The sequence below is a fragment of the Ponticaulis koreensis DSM 19734 genome (assembly GCF_000420665.1).
GTDB classification, from domain to species: Bacteria; Pseudomonadota; Alphaproteobacteria; order Caulobacterales; family Hyphomonadaceae; genus Ponticaulis; species Ponticaulis koreensis.
Genome location: NZ_ATVJ01000001.1, coordinates 602,885 through 629,849, shown reverse-complemented (window position 1 = coordinate 629,849; position 26,965 = coordinate 602,885). Strand labels below are relative to the sequence as shown.

Annotated in this window: 28 protein-coding genes and 1 tRNA gene; 20 read left to right on the top strand and 9 right to left on the bottom strand. The window is 54.7% G+C overall.

Annotation, left to right across the window (positions count from 1 at the left end):
• Positions 1 to 33: 33 nt before the first annotated feature.
• The 3 genes from G523_RS17760 (at position 34) to G523_RS0103380 (ending at position 2,678) form a co-directional block, all read left to right on the top strand.
• Entirely contained in the window at positions 34 to 1,035 is a 1,002-nt protein-coding gene (locus G523_RS17760) for a hypothetical protein (protein ID WP_033232290.1), read from the top strand.
• A gap of 286 nt (positions 1,036 to 1,321) precedes the next feature.
• Entirely contained in the window at positions 1,322 to 2,380 is a 1,059-nt protein-coding gene (locus tag G523_RS0103385; RefSeq protein ID WP_022693619.1) for a hypothetical protein, read from the top strand.
• Between the two features lie 124 nt (positions 2,381 to 2,504).
• Positions 2,505 to 2,678 (top strand): hypothetical protein, encoded by a 174-nt coding sequence (locus tag G523_RS0103380; RefSeq protein WP_155802575.1) that lies wholly within the window; start codon positions 2,505 to 2,507, stop codon positions 2,676 to 2,678.
• Positions 2,679 to 2,726: 48 nt separating this feature from the next.
• Here the strand turns inward: G523_RS0103380 and G523_RS0103375 are convergent, their stop codons facing one another.
• Positions 2,727 to 3,884: an MFS transporter gene (locus G523_RS0103375; RefSeq protein ID WP_022693617.1), complete on the bottom strand. Its 1,158-nt coding sequence runs from the start codon at positions 3,882 to 3,884 to the stop codon at positions 2,727 to 2,729.
• Positions 3,885 to 4,022: 138 nt separating this feature from the next.
• Positions 4,023 to 5,099, bottom strand: coding sequence for a pepsin/retropepsin-like aspartic protease family protein (locus G523_RS0103370; RefSeq protein WP_022693616.1), 1,077 nt, complete (start codon positions 5,097 to 5,099; stop codon positions 4,023 to 4,025).
• A 279-nt stretch (positions 5,100 to 5,378) separates the two neighbouring features.
• Here G523_RS0103370 and G523_RS0103365 point away from each other — a divergent pair, with 279 nt between their 5' ends.
• Positions 5,379 to 5,783: a hypothetical protein gene (locus tag G523_RS0103365; RefSeq protein WP_022693615.1), complete on the top strand. Its 405-nt coding sequence runs from the start codon at positions 5,379 to 5,381 to the stop codon at positions 5,781 to 5,783.
• Between the two features lie 142 nt (positions 5,784 to 5,925).
• Here G523_RS0103365 and G523_RS20815 read toward each other — a convergent pair whose 3' ends face one another.
• Both G523_RS20815 and G523_RS17755 read right to left on the bottom strand, forming a co-directional pair.
• Positions 5,926 to 6,087 carry a hypothetical protein gene (locus tag G523_RS20815; RefSeq protein WP_022693614.1) on the bottom strand — a complete coding sequence of 54 codons (162 nt, stop codon included), beginning with the start codon at positions 6,085 to 6,087 and terminating at the stop codon, positions 5,926 to 5,928.
• 140 nt (positions 6,088 to 6,227) lie between these two features.
• Positions 6,228 to 6,791, bottom strand: coding sequence for a carboxymuconolactone decarboxylase family protein (locus G523_RS17755; RefSeq protein WP_022693613.1), 564 nt, complete (start codon positions 6,789 to 6,791; stop codon positions 6,228 to 6,230).
• A 147-nt stretch (positions 6,792 to 6,938) separates the two neighbouring features.
• On the opposite strand from G523_RS17755, the gene G523_RS0103350 reads away from it, so the two are divergent.
• Positions 6,939 to 8,030 (top strand): hypothetical protein, encoded by a 1,092-nt coding sequence (locus G523_RS0103350; protein WP_022693612.1) that lies wholly within the window; start codon positions 6,939 to 6,941, stop codon positions 8,028 to 8,030.
• A gap of 6 nt (positions 8,031 to 8,036) precedes the next feature.
• On the opposite strand, the gene msrA is transcribed toward G523_RS0103350, so the two are convergent.
• Positions 8,037 to 8,684 (bottom strand): peptide-methionine (S)-S-oxide reductase MsrA, encoded by a 648-nt coding sequence (gene msrA / locus G523_RS0103345; RefSeq protein WP_022693611.1) that lies wholly within the window; start codon positions 8,682 to 8,684, stop codon positions 8,037 to 8,039.
• Between the two features lie 142 nt (positions 8,685 to 8,826).
• On the opposite strand from msrA, the gene G523_RS0103340 reads away from it, so the two are divergent.
• Positions 8,827 to 8,916: transfer RNA gene (locus G523_RS0103340), tRNA-Ser, on the top strand.
• Between the two features lie 39 nt (positions 8,917 to 8,955).
• Here G523_RS0103340 and G523_RS0103335 read toward each other — a convergent pair.
• The gene (locus G523_RS0103335; protein WP_022693610.1) at positions 8,956 to 9,423 is read right to left on the bottom strand and encodes an Lrp/AsnC family transcriptional regulator; all 468 of its coding nucleotides are present in this window, start codon (positions 9,421 to 9,423) and stop codon (positions 8,956 to 8,958) included.
• A 143-nt stretch (positions 9,424 to 9,566) separates the two neighbouring features.
• Here G523_RS0103335 and phhA point away from each other — a divergent pair, with 143 nt between their 5' ends.
• The 7 genes from phhA to G523_RS0103300 are packed head-to-tail and all read left to right on the top strand — an operon-like array spanning position 9,567 to position 14,803.
• Positions 9,567 to 10,460 (top strand): phenylalanine 4-monooxygenase, encoded by an 894-nt coding sequence (gene phhA, locus G523_RS0103330; RefSeq protein WP_022693609.1) that lies wholly within the window; start codon positions 9,567 to 9,569, stop codon positions 10,458 to 10,460.
• A 17-nt stretch (positions 10,461 to 10,477) separates the two neighbouring features.
• Positions 10,478 to 11,584: a 4-hydroxyphenylpyruvate dioxygenase gene (gene hppD, locus G523_RS0103325; protein WP_022693608.1), complete on the top strand. Its 1,107-nt coding sequence runs from the start codon at positions 10,478 to 10,480 to the stop codon at positions 11,582 to 11,584.
• Positions 11,584 to 12,135, top strand: a complete 552-nt coding sequence (locus G523_RS0103320) for a VOC family protein (protein WP_022693607.1) — start codon at positions 11,584 to 11,586, stop codon at positions 12,133 to 12,135. The genes hppD and G523_RS0103320 overlap by 1 nt, the downstream gene beginning before the upstream one ends.
• Entirely contained in the window at positions 12,135 to 12,794 is a 660-nt protein-coding gene (maiA, locus tag G523_RS0103315) for a maleylacetoacetate isomerase (RefSeq protein WP_022693606.1), read from the top strand. Before G523_RS0103320 ends, maiA begins: the two co-directional genes overlap by 1 nt.
• Positions 12,795 to 12,848: 54 nt before the next feature.
• Positions 12,849 to 13,502 carry a hypothetical protein gene (locus tag G523_RS0103310; protein WP_022693605.1) on the top strand — a complete coding sequence of 218 codons (654 nt, stop codon included), beginning with the start codon at positions 12,849 to 12,851 and terminating at the stop codon, positions 13,500 to 13,502.
• Positions 13,503 to 13,505: 3 nt separating this feature from the next.
• Positions 13,506 to 14,516 carry a fumarylacetoacetate hydrolase family protein gene (locus G523_RS0103305; RefSeq protein ID WP_022693604.1) on the top strand — a complete coding sequence of 337 codons (1,011 nt, stop codon included), beginning with the start codon at positions 13,506 to 13,508 and terminating at the stop codon, positions 14,514 to 14,516.
• Positions 14,513 to 14,803, top strand: a complete 291-nt coding sequence (locus tag G523_RS0103300) for a 4a-hydroxytetrahydrobiopterin dehydratase (RefSeq protein ID WP_022693603.1) — start codon at positions 14,513 to 14,515, stop codon at positions 14,801 to 14,803. Before G523_RS0103305 ends, G523_RS0103300 begins: the two co-directional genes overlap by 4 nt.
• A 6-nt stretch (positions 14,804 to 14,809) precedes the next feature.
• On the opposite strand, the gene G523_RS21190 is transcribed toward G523_RS0103300, so the two are convergent.
• Positions 14,810 to 15,199: an Lrp/AsnC family transcriptional regulator gene (locus tag G523_RS21190; protein ID WP_407674746.1), complete on the bottom strand. Its 390-nt coding sequence runs from the start codon at positions 15,197 to 15,199 to the stop codon at positions 14,810 to 14,812.
• Between the two features lie 188 nt (positions 15,200 to 15,387).
• On the opposite strand from G523_RS21190, the gene ald reads away from it, so the two are divergent.
• A complete protein-coding gene (gene ald, locus G523_RS17750; protein WP_022693600.1) occupies positions 15,388 to 16,479 on the top strand; it encodes an alanine dehydrogenase in 1,092 nt (363 codons plus the stop codon).
• A gap of 502 nt (positions 16,480 to 16,981) precedes the next feature.
• On the opposite strand, the gene G523_RS0103285 is transcribed toward ald, so the two are convergent.
• Complete coding sequence (locus tag G523_RS0103285; RefSeq protein ID WP_022693599.1) at positions 16,982 to 18,883, bottom strand: outer membrane protein assembly factor BamB family protein; 1,902 nt, start codon at positions 18,881 to 18,883, stop codon at positions 16,982 to 16,984.
• Positions 18,884 to 19,227: 344 nt separating this feature from the next.
• Between G523_RS0103285 and G523_RS0103280 the strand changes: the two genes are divergently transcribed.
• From G523_RS0103280 to G523_RS0103270, 3 genes are read left to right on the top strand one after another with little or no spacing between them, the layout of a single operon-like run.
• Positions 19,228 to 20,334 (top strand): OprO/OprP family phosphate-selective porin, encoded by a 1,107-nt coding sequence (locus G523_RS0103280; protein ID WP_022693598.1) that lies wholly within the window; start codon positions 19,228 to 19,230, stop codon positions 20,332 to 20,334.
• A gap of 10 nt (positions 20,335 to 20,344) precedes the next feature.
• Positions 20,345 to 20,968: a hypothetical protein gene (locus G523_RS0103275; protein ID WP_022693597.1), complete on the top strand. Its 624-nt coding sequence runs from the start codon at positions 20,345 to 20,347 to the stop codon at positions 20,966 to 20,968.
• A 1-nt stretch (position 20,969) separates the two neighbouring features.
• Positions 20,970 to 22,655 (top strand): methyl-accepting chemotaxis protein, encoded by a 1,686-nt coding sequence (locus G523_RS0103270; RefSeq protein WP_022693596.1) that lies wholly within the window; start codon positions 20,970 to 20,972, stop codon positions 22,653 to 22,655.
• Between the two features lie 72 nt (positions 22,656 to 22,727).
• Here G523_RS0103270 and G523_RS0103265 read toward each other — a convergent pair whose 3' ends face one another.
• Positions 22,728 to 23,534, bottom strand: a complete 807-nt coding sequence (locus G523_RS0103265; RefSeq protein ID WP_027441411.1) for an SDR family NAD(P)-dependent oxidoreductase — start codon at positions 23,532 to 23,534, stop codon at positions 22,728 to 22,730.
• Between the two features lie 280 nt (positions 23,535 to 23,814).
• Between G523_RS0103265 and G523_RS0103260 the strand changes: the two genes are divergently transcribed.
• From G523_RS0103260 to G523_RS17745, 3 genes are read left to right on the top strand one after another with little or no spacing between them, the layout of a single operon-like run.
• Positions 23,815 to 25,767, top strand: a complete 1,953-nt coding sequence (locus G523_RS0103260; RefSeq protein ID WP_022693594.1) for an outer membrane protein assembly factor BamB family protein — start codon at positions 23,815 to 23,817, stop codon at positions 25,765 to 25,767.
• A gap of 2 nt (positions 25,768 to 25,769) precedes the next feature.
• The gene (locus G523_RS0103255) at positions 25,770 to 26,237 is read left to right on the top strand and encodes a hypothetical protein (protein WP_022693593.1); all 468 of its coding nucleotides are present in this window, start codon (positions 25,770 to 25,772) and stop codon (positions 26,235 to 26,237) included.
• The gene (locus tag G523_RS17745) at positions 26,234 to 26,965 is read left to right on the top strand and encodes a HupE/UreJ family protein (RefSeq protein WP_022693592.1); all 732 of its coding nucleotides are present in this window, start codon (positions 26,234 to 26,236) and stop codon (positions 26,963 to 26,965) included. The genes G523_RS0103255 and G523_RS17745 overlap by 4 nt, the downstream gene beginning before the upstream one ends.

Genomic DNA, 26,965 nt, shown 5'->3' with positions numbered 1-26,965 from the left:
CCAACTCGCTCTGCCTGACGTTATCCTGACAGCATGTCAGAGACCGCTACCGAAATTCAGTCTTACGGGCCGTGCGATATTGCGCAGCGGCTGAAGGCGTATATCTGCCGCGCGGCGTCTCTGGCGGAAGACCATTTTGAAGAACCAGCCCAGAGCGCGACCCATCGCGAAGCCCCGGACCTCGTCAGGGGAGAAGCGGGTGGTCAAACAGAAAACACCCAGAACGTAGGTTATAGTGAAGGGGCAAGCAGCCCTGAGCGCGTTCTATGTGATCCCGGAGGATCACGAGAACAAACCAAAATGATCCAGCACCGCTATCACACCGCCATGATGGAACATGTGAAGCGACTGGAATATGTGCTGCGCTGTTTCATTCTGTTTCTTGCGGGCGAGTTGATTGCGCTTGGCCGCGTGACGGCGTCAGTGCCGCGCACGCGTGCGAAACCAGCAGAAAAATCACTCGTCCAGAAGCAGGATGAGACGCTGCGCGATCAGCTGCGAGACCTGCCACGGCTCAACAGCTTTTCTGTTCTGACGCCGGTGATTGAGGGCAAGGGGCGTGGCCGGTCTTGCGCGCGGAGCTACACCTTCCTGCCAGATAGTCTGCGGCTGGTGGATGCGGGCCATCTGCTGGCGCGGTTTAATCGGCTGTCATCTGTGCTCACGCGCGTGGATAGAATGGCGATGTCACTCGCCGCGCGGGCTTTGCGTCCCCCTCTCCCATTGGGGAGAGGGGCTGGGGGTGAGGGGATGGAAAACGCCCGGGTTTCACCCTCATCCCAAACCCTTCTCCCTGAGGGAGAAGGGCTTACTAATCCCCTATATTTCGAACCGCTCGCTCACTTCTGCCCGCCTGAAGACCTATGGGCGTCTGCCCATGATGAGGTGGAGCGGCGCGATGTGAACTTCATCCACTATATGGCTGCCGCAAAGCTGGAAGAGATCGGCTATGGCATCAGGCCGGATCCTTATGCGGGCCTGCCGGACTTGTCCTGCGTTGATCCGCCTGATCCGCCTAGAGTGAGGTCTCTTTAGTTTCTGCTCGCACCTGTGCCTCGACTTCGTCTCGGCGGTGCTGCGCCTTCGCGTTGCTCGTGGTTTCTCCTCCACAGGCGACGGCGCAGGCGCAGGGTGGTGAGCATAGCGAACGACGCACCCGAGCATATCTGACAAGCCCGCCTTCGCGTTGCTCGTGTGTTGCCCGCACAAGCGACGGCGCTGGTGCAGGTATCTGCGCGTTTCCGAACAGTTTCGGAACATGCCGCCGGTCCAGTCCGTTGTTTCTGTTCAACTGAAACACAAGACTGGGAGATAGACTGACATGGCCCTTGCGGACATTAAAAAGCTGAGCACCGAATTCGATAAAGACGTTGTGAGCCTCTATGTGCCGCGCCCGGCAATTGAAGCCAACGGTGAAAAATGGCGCATTCTGAAGAAGAATCTTCAGCAACAGCTCGCTGAATTTGAGGGCCGGACTGACCGAATTGAAGCCTGGCTTGAAGGGCTGGAACTGTCTGACTTTCTGGGGCTTGGTAAGGCCGCATTCCAGAAAGACGATACGTTGCGTACCGCTGACCTGAATGCCCGCCCGAAAGCAATGATTGCCGGTCCGGACGCGGCATTTGTATCGCCGCTGATTGCCGACATTGATAACAAGGCGCAGGGCTGGATTGTCGAGATTAACCGCGAAGCGCCGGGCCTCTTCTTCCATGATGGCCAGAACCTGCACGATCTTTCAGAGCGTCTGAACGCGCCCGAATTTGAAGAGGTGATCGAGCGCCGCGAGATTATGGATGATGTCTTCTTTCACTCGGCATCGCGCGGCGGTGCGGGCCAGTCCAAATTTCACTCGCTGGGCACTGACAAGAGCGAAGAAGAAGACCGGACAGAAGAAGCCTATTACCGCGATGTCTGGTCGGCGCTACAGCATGTCATTCCGGCCCAGTCTCAGAATGTTCATATCGTTGGCGAACGCGGCACGGTCGGCCATTTTGCCAAGCTTAGCCCGCGCGAAGACTGGAATGTCGTCCAGCATCAGGCGGGCAATGGTATCGCGGGTCTCGATCTGACGAGCGTGTTTGGCGAGACAAGCGCCCTGCCAGATGACCAGCAGCTTACGCCGATGAATTCCGATGACCTCTCAGAGGCCGCAAAGCAGGGCCGAATTGCCAGCATTTATATGTCGAACGGATCCGACCTTCTGGAAATAGCCGACGAAGGTGCAACCGACGAGCATCTCAGCCTGCGCCGTGTGAAGCAGGACGGTGCGGAACGCCTGGATGATGTTGTGCTCCATACGCTCCACAATGGCGGCGACATTCACTTCGTGCCGAAGGCGGAGCTGGAAAGCATTGTGCCGCTCGTCGAGACCCGCTGGTAAGCATGCCCGACCAAAGGCGTATACTTAATACATTTGACAAAGTTACACATGTAGTGTAACTTGCATTCAGGAATAGGGAGAAGAAAGGCTGCGCGCGGGGTGCAGCATGCAGATGGAGGGCATTATGCAGAAGATTATTTATCGTGGATTTGACGTCATCGCTGACAAGAAGACGGGCAAACAGGATAAGTCGCCGCGAATTTATCGTGGTGTAACCTTCGTGCCCACAGATCGCATGGTGCGTTGCCGTAAATCCGGCACCCAGCAAACGCTGTATCGCGGTGTAGTCTCAGCTTAAATAACGACAAGTTATACGGGCAGGAAAAGGCGGCTTCGGTCGCCTTTTCTATTGGGCGCCATCGCCCTTCCAGCGCCAGCCGATAAAGGTCAGCGCAAACAGAACCAGAGCCATGCCAAGTGCCAGCATGGATGTGCCGAACCAGCCTGCAAAATCATAAACGGCTGTGCCGGCCCAGCTGGCTATGCCGCCGCCGACAAACATGAAAATGATATAGACTGTCATCAGGCGTGTGCGTTCTGCTGGCGGCGCAGTGAGAAAGGTCATCCGGTTGGTGATGTCCATGACCGGTCCGAATGTGTTGGTCAGGAAGATCGGTATGATCATCAGCCAGAGCGAGTGCCCGGTGAGGCTGAAAAGAGACATGCCGAACACGTAGAGGATGGAGAAATAGAACCGCGCCCGGCGTGCGCCCATCCGGTCTGCCAGCCTGCCAAGATACGGTGTGAGCATCAGATTGGAGATCGTCAGAATGGCGAGATAGCCGACTGTGTCTGTGCCATAGCCCATTTCAGGGCTGGTGAGGTGCAGGCCAATCCCCATCCAGATGGCGAGGAAAATACCAAAGCCCAACCCCTGAATAGAGCCCGCAATCAGGATATCGGGGTTTTTGCGAATGATCGGAAAAATGGACGCCAGAAGCTTTGGATAGGGCAGATGCGAAGCTTCGCTCTTTTCTTCCGCGCGGTTCTCCATAATGGCCAGAAGCAGCAATGTGACGGCCAGCATGAAACCGGCGGCGATGAAGTAGACGACGCGCCAGTTCAGCCATTCGGCAATCACGCCTGCGCCAGCCCGGGCGATCAGAATGCCGAACATAATCCCGGCGGTCAGAATGGCGTTGGAGTGTCCCAGCCGGTTTGCTGCCACGCGCTTGGAAACATAGGCGGGCAGGAGATAGGGCGCGATGGTGAAAAAGCCCAGCACGGTCGAGGCCGTCAGGAACATCCAGTACTCACTGGAGACGGCCATAGCGAGCAGGCTTAGAACCTGAAAGGCGACGAAGATCAGGATCAGCGTGCGATTGGAAAACCGGTCACCCAGCGGAAGAAGCAAAAAGACGCCGACTGCCAGCGCCAACTGGTTGAAGCTGGGCACCATGCCAATCATGGCATCGGAAATGCCGAAATGATCTGCGACCGTCGCGATGATCGGGTGGATATAATACGCGTTCGCTGTCACAGCCGCCGAAGCGAGCGCGAACATTAAAAGGCCGGTTTCCGATAGCGGCTTTGGCGCGTCCGCTGCTTCGGCGGACGGCTCGTCTTCAGTGCCAGAAATGATTGTCTCCCAGTTTATGAGAGTAGCATAACGCCGTTTCCGTAAACGGAAAGCCTCAAACCTTTATGGCACGAGATCTATAATCGGCACGGTCAGCGTTTCGCTGACGCCGTCGCGCAGGCGGGTGATCTCGCGCGGGCTGGTGTCGGTTCTCGGACGACATCCGTGTGTCCCGACAGATGCGCCGTCGATATGGGTAATAAGATCGCCCTCAATCAGGTCGGGTGCTGCATCGGTCAGACGTGCGACTACCTCTAACAGGCTTTCTTGTGGGGCAAAGGCAACACCGATCGACCGATAGGGCGGCGTTGTGATCGGGCCGTCTTCGTAGGGTTCGAACATCATGCGCTCTTCGCTTGGGTCATAGCTGATCCGGAATTGGCTGAGGAGCGCGCCACCGAAGAGTTGGTTGGACGGTGTTTCGGTAAGCATGGGCTGTCTGAAGGTGATGTCCCCTAAAGTGACATTTCCGTCGAGGCGTGCGGCACGGCGTGGCTCCATCCGGTCAAAACGCGCCGCATACCCGCTATTGACCGGCTCGGTCATGGTCTCATATCGGCCGAGCCGGTTCATGGCGAGTGTGGTGCCCGAGCCTGTATCGACCAGTACGCGCTGTCGGCGGCCATTAAAGCGCATGTCCAGCCAGGGGCGCTCGTCACCGCGGCGTGTGTTGAAGATCCACTCGCCATCCGGACGGGGAAGGTCGAGTTGTGTCAACGTGATGGCCTCTGCCTGATAATCGAGGACAATGGTGAAATCCTCGAACACGTCATGGGAGAAAATGCCATCTATCGGATAGCCGAGTGAGGTTGTCAGATGGCTGAGATCACGCACGCGGGCGCGAATAAAGTTGAAGTGGATATCTCCTGCATCTGCTTCGTGAATACGGGCCATCTCGCCTGTGGCGACGTGAACTCCTGACGCGCGCGCCAGGGCCGCCTGGTCTACAAAGTTGGAGGATGCCCCAGTGTCATACAGCATCCGCAGAGTGCGCTCTTCTTCGCTGCGGCCGTCATCGCGATCGAGAACGACTTTAATAAAGAAGTATGTGCCGCACATTTCGGTGTTCAGAATGCGGTCTTCTGCTGAAACCAGCGGGGCTGTCAGACAAGCGAGCAGGCATAAAAGGCGGGCAATCATTCAGAGTTTCCGGTCAGAACGGGCAGGTACTGACTTTAGAGTTTATCAGATTGCCAGACCGGTAAAGAGGCCAGATCACAGATTCGCTTGCCAAATGGTGAAACAATTTCGTGATCTGCGCAAAAATGCTGCGATGCACAAAATCGTCACCTTGGGTCATTGAACTGCACACATATTGCCCTCTTTCAGTCGAATTCGGAACGATATGCTGGCGTTAGTGTTTTCATTAAGGAACACAAGGCCAGACTGGCTGTTAGCGTAACTGGAAAGGAAGTCGCTATGACCGTAGCCCGTACCGCATCGCTTGAAGAGGCATTTGGTCTGTTGAAGCAACACGAGAATGCAATCGCTCTTGTGCAGAATAGTATCCACCGCGTTGAGCGGGATATTTTCGGTGAACTCCACGCCGAAACGCGCAATATGAGCTGTGCCCTCGAATCTGCTCTGGAAGAGCGAAAGATTAATGTTGCGGGCATTACGATTCCAGAAAACACCGGCGCGATTACGCCGCACAGCCTGATCACACAGCGCGATAAAGTGAAATCTGTAATAGGGAAGACCATCTCTGAATACACCACGCAATCATCCGTGCGTGAGTGTCTGGAAACGATCCATTATCGCCTGTCTGGCGGCGCGACTGAGAAGCTGGACATTCTTTGTTCAGCGGTTCTCAGCGACCAATAGCATCAAAAAAAGCCCGACGCTTATGTGCCGGGCTTATATTTGTATCAGCCAAAAACAATGCGCGCTGGCCTCTGCGCCGCGCGCATATTTGTTTTGAAATTTTGGAAAACCCGCCCGCTTTCAACCTGCAGAATTGATCTGCTTAAAGATGCGCGAAATAGACGGCCTTCATGAAAATCTGGATGGCCAGAAAACCTGTCATCACCAGAAAGCCTGTCTTTGCAATGAAAATTGCGCGCTCTTTGAGACCTGAATTGCTCAGTTCAGATGACGCGATCGCGTCATTGTTCTCATTGTTAAACACTGTACACCACTCTTCTACCCGAAAGATGTGCTACTAGGCGAGCACTTGAAACAGTCTCTTTTCCGAGATCATGTTTGGCAAAGCTAGCATGCTCATTCGGTTTGAAAAGACCGCTTTGACTAATAATCTATCAGTGTTCATCAATCTTCGCCGATGAAACCGGCATCGATTCCCCAACCAGTATACGTGCCGCTACGTCTTCTCTCCAGATCGGCGTGTGTGGGCGCGGTGTAAGAGAGTTTTGCGGAAAGACCTGCGCCATCCACCAGCCGATTCATGAAGTTATATAATGCAGTCACCATGAGCGCCTGATTCGCCATTTCTTCTGTGCCGCCTGCCTCAGTGATGGCGCGGATATCCGAGGGCAGCACCGAGTCTCTCACAGTGACTTTGCGCGCATAACTCAGAATGGCCCGCATGAGCGGTTCGAGCGGAGCCGCGTCGAAATCCTGGATCAGTGCATCGATGAGATCGGCATCCACACCAAAGGCGAGCGCCATTGTCCGGTGCGCACCGAAACAGTACTCGCAGCCATTGAGAGATGAGACATAGGCGGCGATGAGTTCTCTCTGCCCAACCGTCAAAGGGCCATCCGTGCGAAGCAGGTCGTCATGAAGCTTCATCAGCGATTGCGCGCCAGCTGGAAAGGCAGAGAAAAGATGCTCCAGTGTTGCCCGGTCTGGCAGGGATGGGAAAACTGACATGGTAGATTCCGCTTTGTGAAAACTCTGATTGCGACATGAAAAGGCGTTTCTGTTCGCGCGTCGAGTGAAATGGGCTTGCAACCCAAATGATAACGGGCCAAATCAGGGCCTCGCCAGCACATTAGATATTTTTGGATGGATTAATCCATGGCTCAGTCAGTGAATTCAGCTTCAGGCGCGTTTGGTACAGCAATCTCAGAATTTGCTGCCTCGCTGCCAGACCGCGATCTCTTCGCGGCAATGGGCGCTGTCGCTCTGGTCTTGCTGGGCCTTGTTGTTCTTGTGCTGATTGTGCGCGGCCTTCTGATCACATCGAAGCATCTCAATCAGGTATCGGCGGCCCGTGCGATGGCGGCAGATACGACGCCGGGCAATAAAATCATGATGGTGCGTTTTCGCGGCGCCAATGGCCGTGCGACGCGCCACGCTGTTACCAATGCGCTGGAGCATTATCTGCCGGAGTTCAATTTCGGGTCGCCCTTTTACCTTGGCTATTCTGCGACTGAGATTGAAGCGTCCGATTTCGCCCTCACGCGTGCAGACTTCCAAAACCTCGAGCAGATTTTTGCGACATCCGGCGCGGACCTCATCGTCTGGGGCTCCGCTGATGTGAAAGAAAAGCTGCAGCGTATCTGCTTCTGCACACGCGACATGCTGGCGGGCGGCAATCCAAAGGGATTCTTTACGCTCACCATGACCGGTAAACCGTCTGAATGGGCCGAAAGCGAAATGCGCGCGATTGCTTATGTTGCCGGTCGTCGTCTGCGTCCGTCGCTTGGCCGTCCGGCAGATTTTCGTGCAGACCGTCTGACGCCAATTGTTGAAGCGATGGAAAAAATTCTCCTCGCCGACAGCGTCCTGACCGGGCAGGCGCTTGCAGAGATTGAAAGTGATTACACGGCAGGCGCGCTGCATCTGGGTGAACAGTTTAAAGATACCGACTGGCTCGATAAGTCGGTTGCCCGTCTTGCGACCGCTCTTTCCAAGCTCAGTCCGGAAGACAATCTGATGCACTGGGCGCGCGCAAAAATCGATCTTGGCCGGGCCATGTGCTATCAGTGCGAACAGAAGTTTGAATCTGCCAAACTGCAGGAAGCCATGGCGCATATTCGTGATGGCGTGAACGCGAGTCAGGCCGGTGAGGGCCGCGCACAGGCTGAAATGGGCGTTGCAGCCATGAAGCGCGCCGAGCAGATCCTTGAGAGCCGCCGGCGCTTCTCCATTCGCTGGAACGCTTAAGGCGCTCTATACGTTGAGGCCGACCGGGCAGGACACGCCTGTGCCGCCAATGCCGCAATAACCGTTCGGGTTTTTCGCCAGATATTGCTGGTGGTATTCTTCTGCGAAGTAGAATTCATCCAACGGTTCGATTGTCGTGGTAATTTTACCGTATCCGGCCTCGTCGAGACCTTTTTGATAGGCATCACGTGACGCCTTAGCGATCTCGGCCTGTTCGTCATTGGTCGTGAAAATGGCAGATCGGTATTGTGTCCCCTGATCATTGCCCTGACGCATGCCTTGTGTCGGGTCGTGAGCTTCCCAGAATACTTTCAGCAGAACATCATAGCCTATGATATCGGGATTATAGACAACCAGCACGCTTTCGGCGTGGCCAGTCTTGCCGGAGCAGACCTCTTCATAGGTCGGGTTTTCGGTAAAGCCGCCCGCATTGCCTACGGCTGTGACCCAGACGCCGGGTGTCTGCCAGAAGCGGCGCTCAGCGCCCCAATAGCAGCCCAGAGCAAAAATAGCGGTTTCAAATCCGTCAGGATACGGGCCTTTGATCGGCTCGCCCGTGACGAAGTGTTTGTCGGCTGTCGGCAGCGGCTCTGCGCGGCCCTGCAGGGCTTCGTCGCGCGTTGGCAGCGTTGTCGGACGCTTGGAAAGGAACATGGAGTTTCACCTAAATTGCTGACCCGTAAAATAGGGGCTTTCGGGCCGAAAAAACAGGGGTGTGCGAAATCACGTTGTTTTAAGCAAAACAACACTTGCGCCTGCGAAATTGCCGACTATATTCCGGCGCTTACCTCTGACCGGTGAGGTGGCCGAGTGGTCGAAGGCGCACGCCTGGAACGCGTGTAGGCGGGAAACTGTCTCCAGGGTTCGAATCCCTGTCTCACCGCCAGAGAGTTTTTTCTCTGATATCTGAACCCAGCGAAACTAATCAGTCATTCGCCCTGATTGGCAGTTCTGTAGAGTATTTGTGCTGGCGAAGCGCAATCTGTGACGTCGCTGATGCCACACTCTTATGAGCGAGGATTTGTTCCATCAGGAGCTTTTCAAAATCGGCCACGCTCTCGACCCGTACCTTCAACGAATAATCATGCGCGCCTGTCACTGAATAGCATTCCATGATTTCCGGTGTGCGTCTGACAAAATCCAGAAAGCTGTCGCGATCCACGCGGTCATGGCTTTTCATATCAATAGAAACGAAGACGCAGACTGGAAAGCCGACGGCGACAGGGTCTAAGAGCGCAACGCGCTTCTGGATCGTACCGGCTTCTTCCAGATCGGTGATGCGTCGCCAGAGCGTTGTCGCGGATACGCGCGTTGCATCCAGCATGTCCTGACGGCTCAGGCTGGCGTCGGATTGAAGGACTTTCAGAATTTTACGATCGGTTTTATTGAGCACGGTATTCTCTGAATATGTTCCGAATTATTCGACAAATAGAAACATATGTTTCAAAAATTTACAATGAATGGTCAGTTTTGGACCACGTGTTTCATGGCTTCCTGTTATTCTGATTCAAAATAAAAAGAATACGGGAGAGGAATATGGCTTCAGTCCAAGGACTGACCAAAAACCGCTATGCTGACGCCCCGCGCAATGCTGACTACACAATTGACCAGCGCTGGGACACCTACACAGCCGCCGAGCACAACCGGTGGGACCGCTTGTTTAAAATCATGGCGGACCGGGTTGTCGGGCGTGCGTGCAAGCCTGCGCTGGACGCGATTGAGACGCTGCGCCTGTCGGAGGGCGGTATCCCGAATATGGAAAAGCTGAGCGACCAGCTGGAGACGAAAACCGGCTGGCGCGTTGTGCCTGTAGCCGAACTGGTACCGGACGAGGTTTTCTTTGATCACCTCGCCAATCGCCGTTTCCCGGCCGGTGCTTTTATCCGTCCTGAAGAGGAGTTCGAATACCTCCAGGAGCCGGATATTTTCCATGATATTTTCGGCCATGTGCCAATGCTGGCAGACCCTGTTTTTGCCGAGTTCATGGAAGCCTATGGCAAGGGCGGGCTGCGTGCGATGGAGCGCGGGCAGCTGCATAATCTGGCCCGTCTCTACTGGTATACAGTAGAGTTCGGCCTCATCCGCGAGGCGGACGAGCTGCGCATTTTCGGTGCTGGTATTTTGTCTTCGCCGAAGGAGACCGTTTTCGCGCTTGAAGATGCCGCTCCCAACCGGATCGCCTTCGATCTGGAGCGGATCATGTGCACGAAATACATTATCGACGACTTCCAGAAGACTTATTTCGTGATCGATGATTTTCAGGCACTTCTGGATGCCTGCTACCGCGATTTCGACCCGATCTATGATGATGTGCGCGGTCGGCCGGCTATCGAGCCGCATGAGATCACGGACGCTGACCGGCTCATCCATCGCGGCACACAAGACTATTTTCGCGCCAAAGCGGCGCGCCATCCCGAACACACCGACTAAGACGAGAGGAAGCTTTCATGCCCGACCTGTTTGAAAATCCCGCTGGCCTTGATGGCTTTGAATTCATCGAATTTACCGCACCGGAAAAAGGTATTCTGGAGCCGATCTTCGAAACGATGGGCTTTACCCGTGTGGCAACCCACCGCACCAAAGATGTAGAGCTATGGCGTCAGGGCCAGATCAATCTGATCACCAATTACGAGCCGCGCTCACCGGCCTGGTTCTTCGGTCGCGAGCATGGTCCGTCTGCATGTGGCATGGCGTTTCGTGTGAAAGATGCGCGCAAAGCTTATGAAGGCCTGATCGAACGCGGCGCAGAGCCTGTGCGCATGGATGTCGGCCCGATGGAGCTGTCTATTCCGGGCATTCGCGGGATTGGTAATTCGATCATCTATCTCGTCGACCGTTATGACAGCGGTAAGGGCGAGCTTTCCATCTATGACATTGATTTTGAGTATCTTCCGGGCGTGAACCGTCATCCGGCGGGCGCAGGCTTTAATGAGATCGATCACCTGACGCACAATGTCTATGGTGGCCGCATGAAGTACTGGGCCGATTATTATGAGAAGCTCTTCAACTTCCGTGAGATCCGCTATTTTGACATTAAAGGCGAGTATACCGGCCTCACATCCAAGGCGCTGACGGCTCCGGATGGCCGTATTCGCATTCCGCTGAATGAAGAAGGCAAGGGCGGCGGTGGCCAGATCGAAGAATTCCTGCGTGAATTCAACGGTGAAGGCATTCAGCACATTGCGCTCATCTGCGACGACCTTATCGCGTGCTGGGACCGGCTTAAAGCCAATGGCGTGCCGTTCATGACAGCGCCGCCAGACACCTATTATGAAATGCTCAGCGAGCGTCTGCCGGGTCACGAACGTGATGAGGCTGAATTGAAGACCCGTGGTATTCTGCTTGATGGCACAACAGAAGGCGGTCAGCCGCGTCTTCTTCTGCAGATTTTTGCAGAGCCACAGGTTGGCCCGGTCTTCTTTGAGTTCATCCAGCGCGTTGGTGACTATAAAGACGGCTTCGGCGAAGGAAATTTCAAAGCTCTGTTCGAGAGTATTGAGCGTGATCAGGTCGCGCGCGGCGTGATCGGGGATAAGACAGAGGAGCCTGCATAATGGCTGCTCCCAAGCTTGGCGGCGTACACCACGTCGCCTATCGCTGTAAGGATGCCAAAGAGACGGTAGAGTTTTACCGCGAGGCTCTTGGCATGGATTTCCAGCTCGCAATTGCCGAAGATCATGTGCCGTCTACGGGCGCTTACGATCCATACATGCACATCTTTCTGGATGCCGGTAACGGCAATGTTCTGGCCTTTTTTGAATTGCCGGAACAGCTGGAAATGGGACGTGATCAGAACACGCCTGAATGGGTTCAGCATATCGCTTTCAAAGTTGCGACCATGGACGAGTTGCTGGCTGCAAAGGAGCATCTTGAGGGTATGGGATTAAAAATTTTGGGCCCTACCCATCACGGTATCTTTAAATCGATCTATTTCTTTGATCCTAACGGGCATCGTCTTGAGCTCGCTTGCGACATCGGCACGGATGAGCAGTACACAGAGCTTAAGCGCGTCGCCCCGGACATGATTGACGAATGGTCAGCAACAAAAAAGGCACCTCGCCACGCAGCGTGGTTGCATGAGCTCGGGAAGGAAGCAAAACCATAATGAGGCTATATGGCTATTACCGGTCCTCCACCAGTTATCGCGTGCGTATTGCACTCAATCTCAAGGGGTTGAATTACGATATTCAGCCGGTCGATATAGCCAGAGGCGAACAGAAATCGGATGATTTCAGGCGCCTGAATCCTCATGCCGGTGTTCCGGCACTGGTGACAGATGATGAAACTGTATTGGCTCAGTCGCTGGCTATTCTGGACTGGCTGGAAGAGGAACATCCGGAACCGTCATTGTGGCCTGAAAATGCAAGAGAGCGCCAGATTTGCCGCGAACTCACTTATGCCATTGCAACGGAAATCCATGCGCCCTGCAATCTGCCTGTTCTGACTTACCTCGAAACCGAGTTCGGCGCGGATCAGGAAGCGAAAGAGGCCTGGAACCAGCGCTGGATGCAGAAAACATTGTGCGGGCTGGAAAGGCGCCTGTCGCGTGAAATGACGGGTGATGCAGAGCTTCCATTCGGGCGTCCGACAGCATTTGAAGTTCTGCTTATTCCTCAGCTGTACAATGCGCGCCGCTGGAAAGTGGATCTGGCGCCGTTTCAGGCGCTTCGGGCGATTGATGATCATTGCCAGACGCTGGACGCTTTCAAGCGCGCCCATCCAGATGAACAACCTGACGCACCTGACAAAGCACCCGCCACGTGACGCTTGTTATGTGGCGGTTTAATATGTCTGCAGAAGAAACCTGAGGCCTCTTGAATGCAATTGCCGTCAGACCCGCTTTACAAGCAATGTTGTGCTGTTCTCAGGGGGGAGCAGGATATTCCTGCATCTGAAAGGCAGTTTTGCGACTGGCTGAGCGCTGAATTTTGCATTGCGACGCCGGTAAGCGCTGTTTCAGACCCCACTCCGGATGGGCGCAACCGGCTCCATGTCGTTCTGCGAACTCGGGCGGATGCAGAGGGTTTTTATACGGAAACAGAAGAGTTTTACGGGCGCGATGAAGAAAAACAGGATGCCGTTCTGCGAAAAGCCAGAGCGTGTGGCCTGCTCAAAAGTACTGACGGCTGGTTTGTGGCTTGGTCGCCATTTGATCCGGTTGCGATCCATGAGGCGCTATCGCGTGTATCGGATCGAACGCGAAAGCAGGTCTTGAGAGACTTTTCCGCTGCGGGGCTTTCGCTGTTAGAGCCGTTGTTAGCGGGCACGATCATGATGTTCAAGACGGAGGCGCAAAGACTGGCTGCCGAGAACAATGGGGTTCAGGCGCAGATTGCGGACCGCTGGCGGGCTGAGGTTCTTCCGTTTGACGAGTTCGGGGTGCTTGCGACGAGCGAACTCGAAATCCGCTTCGATTCAAAGGAAGTTTTTCGCCGTGACTATGGCGGCAGTTGGTTCAGATATACGAGGTAAAATATGAAACTTGCTACACTCAAAGATGGTAGCCGCGATGGCCGTCTGGTCATTGTCTCGAAAGACCTCACGCGCGCAACGGATGTCGCGCGAATTGCGGCAACGCTGCAGGCGGCGCTGGATGACTGGGAGCATGTCGCGCCGCGTCTGATGCGTCAGGCAGAAGGCGTTGAGCTGGGCTCTGTGCCAACTTTCCGCTTTCACGAGCATGACTGTGAAAGCCCGCTGCCGCGCGCCTATCAATGGGCGGATGGCTCGGCCTACATCAATCATGTCGAGCTGGTGAGAAAAGCACGCGGCGCTGAAGTGCCGGAAAGTTTTTACGATGACCCGCTCATGTATCAGGGCGGTTCGGATGCGTTTCTGGGCCCGCGTGATGATATTCCGCTGGGTGATGAGGCCTGGGGGTGTGACATGGAAGGCGAGATCGCCGTCATCACCGACGATGTGCCGATGGGCGTCAGTGAGGCCGATGCCGCTGACCATATCAAGCTGATCATGCTTTGTAATGATGTGTCCCTGCGGGGGCTCATTCCGCCGGAACTTGCCAAAGGCTTTGGCTTCTTCCAGTCCAAACCGCCTGGTTCATTCTCGCCGGTCGCTGTTACGCCGGACGAGCTGGGTGATAAATGGAAGAACGCGCTCGTCCATCTGCCGTTTCATGTCGACTATAATGGCAAGCCGTTTGGCCGCGCGAATGCGGGTGTTGATGCGACCTTCTCAATGGCGCGACTTGTCTCCCATGCTGCCAAAACCCGTCCATTAAAGGCGGGTACGGTTATTGGTTCGGGCACAGTGTCTAATAAGGATGCTGATGGGGGCGCTGGCAGGCCGGTAGCAGAGGGTGGCCTTGGCTATTCCTGCATCGCAGAAATTCGGATGATTGAAACAATTGCGAACGGAAAGCCATCCACTGCGTTCATGAAAGCAGGAGATGTCGTTCGCATGGAGATGCTGGACGAGAAAGGGCATTCAATCTTCGGTGCCATTGAACAGACCGTAGTGGAGGTATGATGCAAACGCTGACCGAGACCGAAATCAAGACACTGTGCGCTCTGAAGCCCGGCTGGGCACTGTCAGAGGACGGCAAGTCTGTATCGGCCAAAGTCGAGTTTGATGACTTTGTAGAGGCTTTCGGCTTCATGACGCGCGTTGCCTTTTTCGCGCACGAGCAGGACCACCATCCTGAATGGTCCAATGTCTATAATCGCGTTGAAATCCTGCTCTCTACGCATGATGCGGATGGGCTGACCGAGCGTGATATGAAGCTCGCAAAGTCGATCGAAAACCTGCTGAAATAGTCCGTATCAGGTTTGCGCCGTCACCGCTCGCAGAGCAAAGTGTGAACTGATCCGCGATACGCCTGGCAGAGATGTCAGGACGTCGCGGTGAAGGCGCTCATAGGCAGCTGTATCGCTCACCTGCACCAGCATCAGATAATCATAGCTGCCGGACATCAGATAACATTCGGCAATTTCCGGAACAGATTGCACCGTCTGCTCAAACGTCTGGATGGTGCGGTTATCCTGTTTATCGAGGGTCACCTGAACGAAGATGTTCTGAGTGCGCCCTACCGCGTCTGGGTTCAGGATCACAGTATAGCCCGTTATCACGCCTTCGCTTTCAAGCCGTTTGAAACGTTTATGGCATGCGGACGGCGACAGATTGATACGCTGGGCAAGTTCGGCGTTGGTCAGGCGTCCGTCTTCTTTCAGGCAAGCGATAAGCGCGTGGTCATATGCATCCAGTTCTATAATTAAATATTCTCCAATTTTTTAATTAAGAGAAATATTATACGTCAAATTTCTAAAACTGTAACATAATTCGAAGCCTATTTCTCGAATTATGTGGTAGATTGTCCTCATGTTCAGCATGGAGTGCAGACATGAAGGTTGGTTCGCCAAAGGAAATCAAAAATCAGGAATATCGCGTAGGCCTTACACCGGCAGGCGTGAAGGAACTGGTTGATAACGGCCACGACGTCATCATCGAGACTATGGCGGGTGATGCCATCGGTTTCAGCGATGAAGCTTACGTCACCGCAGGCGCGTCTATCGCTGCCACTGCTGACGACGTTTTCGAGTTTTCAGATCTGATCGTGAAGGTGAAAGAGCCTCAGCCGGTCGAGATCGAAAAGCTCCAGCCAAAGCACACCCTGTTCACTTATCTTCACCTGGCTCCGGACCCTGTTCAGTCCCGCGGTCTGATGAAAAGCGGCGCGACATGCATCGCGTATGAGACTGTAACAGACCGCCAAGGCAAGCTGCCGCTTCTCGTGCCTATGAGCGAAGTTGCAGGCCGTCTTGGCACGCAGGTCGGCGCGCAGCTCCTGCAGATCAACAATGGCGGTCCGGGCATTCTGCTTGGCGGCGTTACCGGTACATCTACAGCGAAGGTCACCGTTATCGGTGGCGGTATCGCTGGCACGAACGCCGCTATGATGGCGATCGGCCTAGGCGCAGATGTGACGGTTCTGGATCGCTCTACAGAACGCCTACGTGAGCTGCACGCTATCCTTGATGGCCGCGCAAAGCTTCGCTTTTCAACCTCCAGCTCAGTCTCTGAAGCGGTTCGTGACTCTGATCTGGTGATCGGCTCCGTTCTTATTCCGGGTGCGTCTGCGCCGAAGATTGTTTCCGCTGAAGATATAAAGGCGATGCGTGCAGGCAGCGTTGTCGTCGATATCGCGATTGATCAGGGCGGCTGTTTCGAGACGAGCAAGCCAACCTCTCACAAAGAGCCGACTTACATTGTCGATGGCGTAACGCATTACTGCGTGACCAACATGCCGGCTCTGGCTGCGCGCACTGCAACCGAGGCGCTGAGCAATGTCACCCTGCCATTCGCGCTTCAGCTTGCGAATAAAGGCACAGATAAAGCGCTCGCAGATAACCCGTTTCTTACTGATGGCCTGAATGTGAAAGCCGGAAAGATTACCCACCCCGAAGTGATCCGCTCATTGAATTTCTCTGAGTAGGTCCAACCTCCCCCCAGAAAAGAGCAGGCCCCTCCCAGGGTCTGCTCTTTTTTGTTGCGCCTGAAGAGCGCCATTTTGTTCAGTTCGGGAACGAAGATGAACGGATGATGTTAGATGAATAAAAATTCGAGAAAATTGAACGCATAAGTGACTCTATAAAAATCTCATTATTTCAGTATCATAAGTGATATTCGGGACGAATAAGAGCAGGATTTCGGCCTACTTGAACCGAATATGAATGAACGTGTCAGTTTTCGTTGTGAAAACCTCAGCTAGACCGGACAGGCGTTCCGCACACGAGGGTGGGAAGAACGCAAGCTCGTAAGAGCAAGGGGACCCGGGAAGGTCGTGAGCGCGGGGACACAGAGGCCGATTTCGCCCGAGATCACTCTGAGCGTTCGCGCCTTCTTGTCCGTAGACTGCTGTATCCACAAATTCATAGCATAAAAAAAAGCGGAGCAACTTTTCGCTGCTCCGCCTTGTTTCGTGTCGTCTGGCTGGATTATTCAGCCGGTTCCAGTGCCACAAGCACATTGCCCGCAGTCTGGCGGAAGGAGGCGTAGCCCGATCCGATCAGCAGCATGCCATTGCCGACATTCACAGCATGGCTGTCGATAGAGCCGCCGCGTGCACCTTCGACACCATTGATCGTATCAAATTCGACGGCCGTATCTGTCACAGACAAGATCTCACCGGTCGCGCCATCAAAGGCGAATACTTTACCGTCGAGCGTACCTGCGATCAGAGCACCATCCACTACGAGAGGCGTTGCTGAGAAGCCGTACTTCTGCTCGCACAGCGTGACCATGTCGCCGCGGCCATTCTCACAATCAGGCTCTGCCAGATATTCCCAGACAGGTTCACCCGTTGCGATGTCGAATGTATAGACGCCTGGTACCGGGTTCTCTGTACCGTAAGATACAGGGTCATTGATGGTCAGGAAGACACGTTCGCCATCAATCGCGATGCCCCAGTGGTTGCCGCCGAGCGGTGTGCCATTGCCGATCTGGCGTTCCCAGATGACGTAGCCGGCTGCAGCGTCCAGTACCCAGACATGGCCTGATTTCTGACCGGCAACAAAGACGTCGCGCGGTTCGCCATCGATTTCGACGGTGGTCAGAGCTGCTGCGCCGCCAAAGTCAAAGTCGCGACCGATATTTTCGTCATCCCAATGCCATGAGCAGTTCGGACCGGCGGTTGAATCGTCACCGCGGCAGTGCACGTTCCAGATGTCATTTTCCATCGCCTGGAAAATCCAGTTCGGTTCGCCTGTGTCGAGGTCGAGCGCGATAATCGCATCAGATGTACGTGTCGCCGGGAAGGATGTGTTCTCGCCGGATGTGACGATGACCTGATTGCGCGTTTCGTCGATGGTTGCCTGTGTCCAGATTGGTGCGCCAGACGGGCCGCGTTGCATCTGACCGAGGCTGTTGATGAGACCGTTATCTGTGGCCTCTTCCATAGTGTGCCATTCCCACTTCCAGCTGCCGTCTGCTGCATTAAGAGCGGTCACCGAACCGTGGCCGGTACAGCAATAATTGCCACCGCCGCCGACACCGGACGCGGAGATGTTCACGATGATTGTATCGTTATGCAGGACAACACCGGAGCGGACACGTCCGCCATCACCGCGACGCGGTTGTGCAGAGGCTTCCCAGAGCATTTCGCCAGTCAGCGCGTTCACGGCGTGCACATCAGCTGTGCCTGTCACATAGAGTATTGTGTCGACGCCATCGATCTTGCCATAGGTGATCGGGGAGCGGGACATGCCGCCAGCGTACGTCCATTTCACGCATTCATCCTGCGTGTCGAACGCTGCCAGAACGCCATCACCATTGATGAAGGTGGTGTTTCCGACAGTGGCAGGTGCTGCGCTGACATTCTGTGAATCCGGGAAGCCGATTGCCCAGGCAACCTGCAGGTCGCGCATGTCTTCGGTAGTGAGGCCAGTATCTTCTGCAGATGCGTGGCGGGTGGAGCGCGTATCCACGCCAAATGTCGTGAATGAGGCGTCGCCTGTCAGATCAACCGTGCGATTGTCTGCAGCGCACATAAGAGGCTCCGCCCAGCTGCCTTCGCCGCTTGTCGGGGTCTGGCCGGATACAAGATATTCAATGAGCGCGATTTTCTCGCTCATCTCTAGATGACCAGCCATAGCTTCCATCATGCCGCCCTCGCTGATGGCCGCATAAATCTGTTCCCCAGTCATACCTGTCAGGGTTTCAAAGCTCGCTGCTCGCGTATCTGCTGGATTATCGTGGCACGCTGCGCAGTTTTCTTCGTAAATAATACGGCCTGGCAGATCATCATCAGGCTGGTTTGCGTTCTGCGCGAATGCAGGCGAAAATGCGGAGCCTGCTAAGAGAGCGATCGTGGCGGTTGCCACGCGCATTGTGAGCTTCATTAATTTTCCTCCCGGGTGATGCCGCCCGATTTTATGAGCATCCATCAAGATAGTTCACTATACTTGACTGTTTTGAGCCGGTTTGTCCATGGGTTTTTGTACACGTTAAGGTAAGCAGCTTGTGACGCTTGACTGTTTTTGTTCGCAGAATTCAACGCAAAAGTGCGGCCCTGTGCTGGGACAACATACTTCGATGAATGATGGCAATGGGCTCGCTTGAGCGGTCGGGAGCGGCGTCGGACTGGTTAACCGCAGCGCGCTAATTGTTTATCCTTTAAGCAACAAGGTCTCAATTCTATTCGGGTACGATCAGAAAAAACAAACATAACTTTCTGAGTATCCCAATGAATAAATTTTTTCTCTTATGTTCGTCTTGCCTCGCGCTGACTTTCTCGGCTTCCGCAGATGATCTGAATATTAAGCTGGGCGCGCACGCCTTCCTCGATTACGAGAATATTTCCGTAGGCGGAAACAACGTCGTCGACGGCACAAATCTGCGCTTGTTTCGTGTAGATGTCGGCGGGTCTGCAAACGGCTATAAATTCAAAAGCAATTTCGACATTAAAAACGGCGACGTGTTTATCCGTGACCTGTTCGTGCAATTTGGAGATGACCTGACCGTGCGGGTTGGCAACTTCAAGATCATGAATGGTCTGGAGCAGCAATCGTCTCTTTATGCGACGACCTTCATGGAGCAATCGTCGGTTTCACGCATGAACGGCATCGGCCGTTCGCTGGGTATCGGTCTCTACAAGGCGTTTGGCGACATTCACCTTTCAGGTGCTGTCTATGGTCCGGACGCTAATGTCGTGGAAGATATCGATCTGTTCGGAGCGTCGGCACGTCTGGCCTGGACGAATACGTTCGCTGATGAAAGCATTCTGCATCTTGGCGGTTCGCTTCGTTATCGCGATTCAAACGACCAGAGCCTGTTCTCTTACTCGCAGCGCCCGCTGGGTATTTCTGCGCCTCGTACGGTTCGTGTGGGCGGGACAGCCGAGAGTGATCTCTTCCTTGGCGTTGAAGCGGCTTACATTAATGACGGTTTCACGCTGCAGAGCGAGTATGGCGTCACCGAGATTGATTGCCCGCCAACGCTCTGCACGAGCAACCCGCAGGCAGAAGCATTCTATGTGGATGCGTCTTATGTCTGGGGCGGTCACCGTGTTTATCGTAACAGCCTGTTCAGCCGCACATCCATCGACCAGTCTATCCATGATGGCGGTCATGGCGCATTTCAGCTGTCTGCTCGCTATGACATGGCGGACCTTTCAGATGCTGCGCTGAATGGTGGCTCTCAGGACACCTATATTCTTGGCGGTACTTGGTATCTCGATAAGTATGTCCGCCTGATGGTGAACGTTGCTCATACTGAATACGATAACAGCCCTTCTTATGGCAGTGGCGATGCCGACTCTGTGCTCTTCCGGGCCCAGATTGAGCTGTACTAAGGACCCCCCCATGTTAAGCAAAAAACTATCCAGCTCTCTTGCAATCAGCGCTTTCATTCTGGGCGCGGCAGGCGGGGCAATCGCCCAGACGGCACCTGAGGCTCCACCAATCGATATTATCGACGGGGCGTTTATTGCCGAGCTTGAAATGCTGCTCAATTCGCCAGTGGTGCTGCACGCGATCGATCACCAGAACGAGGTGCGTGGAAACATTTCTCAGGCTGAGATCGACGCGCTTGATCGCAGCTGGCGGGAAGAAACAACAACCGATGGTCCGCAACCTGTTATTACTGCTGCTCTTGGTGGTTCGGCATCCACGTTTCTTTTGCGTGCTCAGGCGTCTTCCAAAGGTCTTTTGAGCGAAATCTTTGTAATGGACCGGCATGGTCTGAACGTGGCGCAGAGCAGCGTTACGAGTGACTTCTGGCAAGGAGATGAGGCCAAGTTCCAGCGTACCTTCCCCGAAGGTACGGGCGCGGTTTTCATTGATGAGCCTGAATTCAATGATGACGTCGGTGTCTGGCTGACTCAGGTCAATCTGACGATTGACCGGAATGGTACGCCGATTGGCGCGGGTACCGTTGAAGTAAATTTAAGCGAACTCGCACGACGCCGTGCGTATCAGGGGTCTTGATATGTTGAAGTCTCTGTCTGTTACCCTGAAAGCCGCAGCCGCATTTGCGATCATCGCGCTGATCTGTGCGGCGACTGGTCTTTCCATATTCTTCTTCGCTGACAGTGTACGCCGCGATTCCGTCGTGAACGAAGAACTCAATAGCGCTGTGCGCAGCCTTTCCAGCCTTGAAAGTGGGCTTAGCCAGCATGCGCTCACGGCGAACGCGTATCTTCTGTCGTCTGATGAGACATACCGCGAGGCGTTTCTGGCAGAGACCCCTCAGCTCGCGGCTGAATTTGATCATGTCGCAGAGAGGTTCTCTGAAATTGATCCGGCTGCGGCCGCGGCAATTCGTTCGGTCAAATCCAGCTGGGAGCTATATGCTCAGGACTGGATGGAACAGCAGTTTACGCTGATGCGTCGTCTGGAGACGATCGATTATGCCCGCGCACTGGAAAGCGAAGGCGAAGGTCGTCGCCGTCAGGCTCAGGTGGTAGAGCAAATTGAGGCCGTTCTGACGGATATCTCGGCGAAGTCTGCGGACCTGTCCAAGCAGAGTATGACGGGCCTTGGCAACATCCTGATCGTGTCCGTGATTGCTTCCGTTGTATCTATTCTCGCGTCAGTCGCTTTAGGCTTCCTGTTCAATGGTGTGGTCTCTCGCCCGCTTTCGAAAATTCGTGATGCGACGCAGGAGCTTGCCAAAGGCAATACCAACGTTCGTGTCGACGCCGGTGAAGGCAAAGATGAAGTCTCAGACCTTGCCCGTGCGCTACAGGTCTTCCGAGACAACCTGATTCGCACGCGTCAGCTTGAAGAAGAGCAGGTTGCTGCACGCAAGCAGGCGGAGAAGGAAAAGCAGGAAACGCTGCAACAAATTGCTAGTCAGTTTGAGCAGGAGGTCGCTGGCGGTATCAACTCTCTGACAGACGTCATTGCTGAACTGAAATCTCTATCCGACACGGTTGTGCTGGCAGCAGAAGACACAGGCAACCGTGCAGGTGAAGTCTCGCACGCGACCGAAGATTCAGCGGGCAATATTACGGCAGTCGCAGGTGCAACCGAAGAAATGTCTGCAACAATCCGCGATATTTCTCAGCAGGTAAATCAGGTTGCCAGCATTGCAGCAACCGGTGAGACCGCGGGCAGCAATGTAGTTCGCGAGGTCGAAGATCTTGAGAGTGTCGTGAAAGAAATTGAGTCCATCGTCAGCCTGATTTCCGACATTGCTGAACAGACAAATCTTCTTGCTCTAAACGCCACGATTGAGGCCGCACGAGCAGGCGATGCCGGTAAGGGTTTTGCGGTGGTTGCAAGCGAGGTGAAAGCGCTGGCGTCACAGACAGCATCTGCTACGGAATCTGTTGCTAACCAGATATCTCGCGTCCGCACATCGGTTGGCAGCGTGTCTCACTCTTCGGATAGCCTCAACGATTTGATTGTGAAGCTGAACGACATCTCCGGTGCGATTGCGGCCGCGATGGAGCAGCAGGGTGCATCGACGCAAGAGATTGCCAGCAATGTAGACCGCGCCGCGCAGTCAGCTGGTTCGGTATCTGCGAGCATTGGCGAAGTTGCGAGCATCGCCCAGCAAACCGGCCAGTCTTCGCGCCGTATCGGTGATCAGGCGGATGGCGCTATTCAGGAAGCCCGCCGCTTGAAAGAGCAGGCAGACGGCTTTGTGAAGCGTCTCCTGGCGAGTTAGAACGCCAGCGATCCCAACAAAAAAGAGCGCCTCGTGAGGGGCGCTCTTTTCGTTTGATGAGATTGTCAGGCCTTAGCAGGTCGCAACAATGCCGCCATCCAGTGCAATTGTCTGGCCGACGACATAAGAGCCAGCTTTAGATGACAGGAAGATCGCTACGCCTGCGGCATCTGATGGCGCGCCGACGCGGCCAGCTGGATTTTGCGCGCCGATTGCGCCCCAGTCTACGTCGTCACCTTCGGTTTTGCCGCCAAAGCCAACACCTGTGGACAGCATGTATGTCGGGAATGGCCCCGGTGCAATTGCGTTCACAGTGATGTTGTCGCCAATCAGGTGCGCAGACAGAACGCGTGTCAGGTGATGAACGGCTGCTTTGGATGCGCTGTAAGATGGTGTGAGCATTTTTGGTGTGCGCAGGCCATCGATAGAACCGATATTGATGACGCGTGCTGGATCTTCTGCTGTGCCTGCTGCGCGGAGCATTGGAAGCAGTTTCTGGGTCATGAAGAAAACGCCTTTGACGTTCACGTCCATAACTTTGTCCCAGCCCATTTCAGGGAATTCATCAATCGGTGCGCCCCATGCTGCACCAGCATTGTTGATAAGCACGTCGACCTTGTCTGTGACTTTTGCCAGTTCTGAAGCGAGGTGATTGACGCCGTCCATAGTGGACATGTCAGACGGGATTGCGCCGACATCGTCGCCATACGCTTTCAGGCGCTCGACAGCTTCTTCGCATGCAGCGGCCTTACGGGATGAAATAATGACTTTCGCGCCAGCTTTCAGAAAGCCTGCAGCCATCATCTCGCCAATACCGCGTGAACCACCTGTGATGACCACGGTTTTGCCGGCTACCGAGAATAAATTGTCAAAGTCCATCTGCATGGGCGTCTCCTTACTTGCTTGTTTCGTGTTTCCCCGATGAATACAGGTGTCCTGTATTCGTCTAATGCGGTTTCGTGTAGCATGACTGTTCAAAGTGCAAAGTAAAACTTGGCTTGACTGAGTTTTGCCTTCCCCGGAGCCCCCTGATTCAGAGCGCGTTATCTAGCCTGTGGCAGTTTAGGATAGTTGACTATTTTTTTCTCTGATATAGCAATGTTTATAAGAGATAGAGGCCGAAAGAGCCTCAGCCATAACGGGAGGAAGTCTGGTGCAAATGCCAGCAAAGCGCGGAACGACCCCAATTGCGGGAATATTGCTAGGCGGCATTTCGCTGATGGTATTGGCAGGATGCGTCCAGACCGAGACCGCGTCTTCCGATAATGTGGATAATTCTGTTGCTGAAACGGTGGCTGTTGAACAGCGCGTAGAGACGCCGCATCCGGGCGCACTCGTGTATCAGGAACGATGTGCGGACTGTCATGATGCAGGCGGAGACCTACGCATGCCGAGTCTCGCTGATCTTCAGAATATGAGCGGACCGTTCCTTCGCTATGCTGTCACGCAGGGCAAAATGCGCGATATGGCGACGGGCCTGAACCGTACGCAAATTGCTGACCTGATCGATTATCTTTCCCCTGCGGGTGAAGCGGGCACTGTCGTCTCAGAGGCTGCGCAGTGTGAAAACACTGATATTGATTTTGATACCGTCCACGTCCGGTCGTGGGGCGTAACAACGAACAACCAGCGATATTTCGGGTCTCAATCGACTTCCCTGACGGCGGAGAATGTTGATGGGCTTGAATTCGCCTGGGCATTCGGCATGCCGGGTACGTCCGACATGCGATCCTATCCTGTCGTAACCGAAGACACGATTTTCACAGCTGCGACCTCCGGTCACCTCTTTGCAATTGACCGTCAGTCCGGCTGTATCAAATGGCATAATCAGACGGAGCGCCCGATGCGTTCTGCTGTGTCGCTTGGCGAAGTCGGCGGCGCACCAGCTATTTTCGTGATGGATGCTATTGGAACCGTCCACGCCTATCGCGGCGAAACCGGTGAAGCGCTCTGGTCAACTGAAGCTGCGCTTTTCAATACATCCATGGGCACAGGCGGTGTGGTACCAGCAGGTGATCGCCTGATTGTTCCTATGTCGAACAATGATGCGCCTCGGGCCATGGATCCGCGTTTTGAATGCTGCAAAGGCCATGGCGGCGTGCATGCACTGGACATGGAAACCGGCGAGATCCTCTGGACGACACATATGACACCGGACGCGGAACCGACTGGTGTGTCGTCTGTTGGTACCCAGCAATGGGGTCCTTCCGGAGCGCCTGTCTGGGCGACGCCTGCCGTCGATCTCGAGAACGGCCGGGTTTACATTGGTACCGGCGAAAACACGTCACTGCCGGCGACAGAAACAAGTGATGCGCTGATCGCACTCGACCTTGAAACCGGAGACATGCTCTGGGTGTATCAGGCCTGGGATCACGACACGTGGAACATGTCCTGCTCGGCGTTCCGTCCTGATGGTCCAAACTGCCCGACACCTGAAGGGCCGGACTATGACTTTGGCGGCGGCGTCACGTTCACGCAGCTCTCCGATGGCCGCGAGGTCGTCGTGGCGGGTCAGAAATCCGGCGATGTGCATGTCGTTGATGCGGCTACGGGCGAACTCGTCTGGACGCGGAAAATCTCTGCAGGGTCTGCTCTCGGCGGTGTACACTGGGGGGTAACCGTCTCCAATGGCCGCGTTTATGCGCCTGCGGCCGATCCGGAATTTCCGATGGACCCGGCCGAATATAACCCACAACCGGGGCTCTATGTGCTCGATCTCGATACAGGAGACTTGCTCTGGTCGGTGAGCGCTGAGCGCGGGTGTGAGATCACTTACGCGGAGCGTAACGAGCAGACTGAGCCCTGGCCGGACTGTTCTTTCTCTTACGGATATTCAGCGACGCCTGCGTCTACCGACGAACTGGTCGTCATTGGCGCGCTGGATGGAAACCTGTTCGTATTCAATGCGGAAACGGGTGAGCGCCTTTGGGAATATGACACGGTTCGAGAATTTGAAACGGTGAACGGGATCTCCGCCCATGGCGGCGCGATTGATAATGCCGGGCCGTTCCTCGCCGGTGACATGCTTTATGTACAGTCCGGCTATAGCGGTTTCAGCCAGATGCCGGGGAATGCTCTCCTCGCTTTCAGGTTGACTGGGAAGGAAGAATAAAAATGAAAAAATCTAACCTTGCGATTTTCGCACTCGGCGGGGCCTTGATGCTCTCTGCCTGCGGCAACAACGAAGAAGCCGAGATCGAAGCGCGCATGTCGGCTGTCGCCACGTTTATGTCCGAGGAAATGGATGAAACGGCCGACGGTATCTGGGACAATGCCGGATATATTCTCACCGAAGAGGGAGAAGAATCTCTTTTCCCGGAAACCGATGAAGAGTGGGCTGTCGTAATTCAGGCGACAGATGATCTGATTGCGCAAACGCGTCGTCTGCAGTCTGAGGAGTTTGCAGGTGACGATGAAGAATGGATCGCGATCTCTGAAGGGCTGGTTGTAGCAGCTGAGCGCGTGCGCGCGGCTGCTGAAGCGCGCGACGAAGAAGAGCTGTTTGATGCAGGCGGTCAGGTCTATCGCGTGTGCCTTGCCTGCCACCAGCGCTACGCCATGGATATTCAGAGAATTCGATGAACGCTCTTTCGTCCCCTTATGGCTATGATCGACAGGCTGTCTGGCGTCTTGCGCTGACAGGCCTCGCGATTTGCTTACTGTTTGCGCTTCCGTCATTCGCACATGACGTATCGCAGCAGAATGCGCGCTATATCGAGTCGATTTCCGGATTCGCGCCAATCCCATTCCTGTATCTCGGCGCCAAACATATGGTGACGGGCACTGACCATGTGCTCTTCCTGCTTGGCGTCGTTTTCTTTCTGCGCCAGTTCAAAGATATCCTGGTTTATGTGAGCCTGTTCACGATTGGCCACAGCCTGACGCTGCTCGGCGGTGTGCTGGGCGGCTTTCACGCGAATGAGTATCTGGTCGATGCGATCATCGGCCTATCTGTCGTTTACAAGGCGTATGATAATATTGGCGGCTTCAGGAACTGGGGTGCGCTGCGGGTAAACCCGAAATGGGCGGTGGCGGCATTCGGCCTCGCGCATGGCACAGGCCTCGCGACTAAGCTGCAGGCGCTCTCTGTCTCAGAAGAGGGGCTGATCGCCAATATGATCAGCTTCAATATCGGTGTCGAACTCGGCCAGGTTCTGGTGCTGATCTTCATTGTCAGTCTTTTGAACATCTGGCGTCAGGCGCGCGGTTTCGAACAACAGGCCTGGTACGCGAACGTTCTGCTCATGACCTTGGGTTTTGTGCTTTTCGGCCAGCATTCCTTCGCTTTCATTCAGTCAGGAGGTTTCTGA